The 3,245-nt window shown below is 63.0% G+C and carries 2 protein-coding genes; both read right to left on the bottom strand.

Annotated features, from left to right (window positions below):
- Window positions 1-926, bottom strand: a 926-nt coding sequence (locus ACZ499_RS40010; protein ID WP_468682146.1) for a beta-ketoacyl synthase N-terminal-like domain-containing protein, incomplete at its 3' end; no start/stop codon positions are given.
- Between the two features lie 46 nt (window positions 927-972).
- Window positions 973-3,245, bottom strand: a 2,273-nt coding sequence (locus tag ACZ499_RS40015) for an SDR family NAD(P)-dependent oxidoreductase (RefSeq protein WP_468682148.1), incomplete at its 5' end; no start/stop codon positions are given.

Raw genomic sequence — 3,245 nt, forward strand, 5'->3', positions numbered from 1 at the left:
GGCCCATTCGGCGCAGTCAGCCCATTCGACGCACCATCCTGATTGACCGCCGAACCACGAACCACAGCCAGAACCCGATGCCCCAACCGACGCGCGTCCGAAAGGCGTTCCACCAGGACCACACCGGCGCCCTCGGAGAACCCGGTGCCGTCCGCCGCAGCAGCAAACGCCTTGCACCGCCCGTCCCGGGCCAGCCCACCCTGCCGCGAAAACTCCACAAAGAGACCGGGAGTGGACATGACGGTGACACCACCGGCCAGTGCCATCGCGCACTCACCACTGCGCACGGCCTGCGCCGCCAGATGCAGCGCCACCAGCGACGACGAACACGCCGTATCCACCGTCACCGCAGGCCCCTCAAGACCCAGCACATACGCCACACGACCAGAGATCACACTCGACGTGACTCCGGTCATCCCGAAGCCGTCGGAATCCACCGCATGGGAACGCGGACCGTAGTCATGGTGAGTGGCACCGACGTATACGCCGGTGGAACTGCCCTTCAGCGAACCCGGGTTGATCCCGGCCCGCTCGATCGCCTCCCAGGATGTCTCCAGCAGCAGACGCTGCTGCGGATCCATAGCCAATGCCTCACGCGGCGAAATCCCGAAGAACGCAGGATCAAACTCCGCCGCCCCATACAAAAACCCACCACGCCGCGAATACGTCGTCCCCCGCCGGCCACCCTCAGGATCGAAAAGACCCTCCACATCCCAGCCACGATCCGACGGAAAATCACCAACCGCATCCACACCCTCAGCGACCAGCCCCCACAACCCCTCCGGACTGACCACACCCCCAGGGAACCGACACGCCATCCCCACGATTGCCACAGGCTCTGTCGCCTCACGCAGGAGGCGACGGGTCTCACGCAACTCGGTAGTCACACGCTTGAGATAGCGTACGGTCTTTTCGTCGTCTGTCATTTGCGAATCCATTGCTTGCTCTCCGGAGATATGAAGGGGAAGTAATTCAGTCTTCTCCGAGCTCTCTGTCGATGAGAGCGAAGAGCTGATCCCGTGGTGTGTCACCGAGTTCGGCATCCACGTCTTCGTTGGTGGTAAGCCGGACACCGCCGCCAAGCTTCGCTGCGAGATTCCGCAGGCGGCCGGCGATGCCGGAGTTCTCCAGTTCCTCCGCAGACATGTCCGCCATCGCCGATTCCAGGCGACCGAGGTCCTCTACTGCCAGTTCAGCATCCGTGGATTCGCTGGAGCCGAGAAGTTCCTCTTGGATGTAGCGCGCCAATGCTTCCACGCTCGGATAGTCGAAGACCACGGTTGCCTGCAGCTTCAGGCTCGTCTCACGGTTCAACCGATTCCTCAGCTCCACCGCAGTCACAGAATCCATCCCGAATTCTTTGAAAGGTCGTCGCGGATCCAGGCTGTCAGGGGCGCTCACGCCCAGCACAGCGCACACCTGAGCAGACACCATGTCCTGGATGAGCAGCTCGCGTTCAGCCCCGGAAACCGCCCTCAACTTCTCCATCAGAGAATGTGAGGCAGGCTGCGCCGCCGCGGACTGCCTCAGGTGGAGGGCTTCAGGAATGTCACTGATCAGAGGGCTTGGCCGCGTTGCAGTGAACGCCACGGCGAATCGGTCCCAGTCAATCTCGGCAACCACTGCGGTGCTCTCGTCGTGGTCCAGTACCTGCTGCAACCCCTCGGTCGCTAGCTCTGGCGACATCACCGGCATACCGTGTCGGCGCAGCACGTCTCCGACAGTGTGCCTCTCCGCCATGCCACCCCCGCTCCAAGCGCCCCAGGCCACCGACGTTGCCGGGAGGCCCCTCGAACGACGGTGCTCGGCAAATGCATCCAAGAAGGCGTTACCAGGAGCGTAGTTGCCCTGCCCAGAGGCGGAGAGATGACCGGAGACCGATGAGAACAGGACGAAGGCCGAGAGGTCGAGATCTTGAGTCAGCTCGTGCAGGTGCACTGCAGCTTGTGCCTTCACGCTCAAGGCATCTTCCATCTTCTGCAAGCGAAGTGAGCGGATCGGGCTGTCGTCCAACACCGCGGCGGTGTGGAAGACAGACGACAGCGGATGTGCCGGAGGAATGTCAGCGAACAGCCTCTGGAGTTGATCTCTGTCCGCTACGTCACATGAAGCCACGGTCACCTCGGATCCCATGCCGCGCAGTTCCGCTGCCAATTCCGTGGCACCGGGGGCGTCGGGACCGCGTCGGCTCACCAGCAGCAGGTGCTCCGCACCGTTCCTTGCCAGCCAGCGCGCCACATTGGCGCCGATACCACCCGTTCCTCCTGTGACAAGTGCCGTCCCCTGGGGCTTCCACGCGCGCGAAGCAGTCGTATCCCCCAAAGGGGAACGGACGAACCGGCGCGCAAACGCACCAGAGGGCCGAATGGCCAGTTGGTCCTCGCCGCTCAGTCCTGTGAACACTCCAAACAGACGCGTCAGCACCCGTTCGTCGACCTCTTCCGGAACGTCCACCAGCCCGCCCCACCACTCCGGGTACTCCTGGGCCGCCACCTGGCCCAGACCCCACACCAGCCTCTGCAGCGGACTGCTCGCATGATCCGTGTCGCTCAATGAGAAAGCACCACGCGTGAGGCACCACAACGGAGCCTGCACCCCCGCAACATCCAGGGCCTGGATCGCGGCAACCGTCAAAGCGTGGCCGAGCGGCACAGAGGGATAGACCGGGTGAGCGCTCTCGTCCAGTGCAAGGAGGGAAAGAACGCCGCTCAGGTGCGGCACCTTCTCGATCGCATCGCGCAGCGGTCGGGTGATCGAATCGTGTTCACTGTCTGCGGCGTCGACCTCCACTGAGACCACTTCTACGCCAAGTCGATTCAATCGTTCGAAACATGCTTGTACCAGGGGATCCCGCGTACCCGCAGGGGGATTGAGGATCAGCCAAGTCCCCGTCGGACTTCCTTCCAGGTCACGGGTCACCGCCTTCCACGTCGCACGGTACCGCCAGCTTTCCATAACTGCCTTATCGTGGCTTTCCTGATGCCAGGACGAAACAGCCGACATCAGTTCCTTCAATGACTCGCTGTTGTCAACTTTCAGCGTCTGTGCGAGCACATTGAAGTCCTGGTTATCGACCGCCGCCCAGAACTGGGCTTCCGAAGCGGAGCCCTCGAAAAGCCCCCCTGTTTCCTCCCTCTTGGGCCGTCGGGCCCAGTAGTGCTGTCGTTGGAAGGGGTAGGTGGGGAGGTCGGTGGGGTGTGTCTGGTCGGTGGGCAGGGTGGTGGGCCAGTTGACGGGGAGTCCGT

This window comes from Streptomyces sp. NPDC031265 (genome assembly GCF_055570295.1).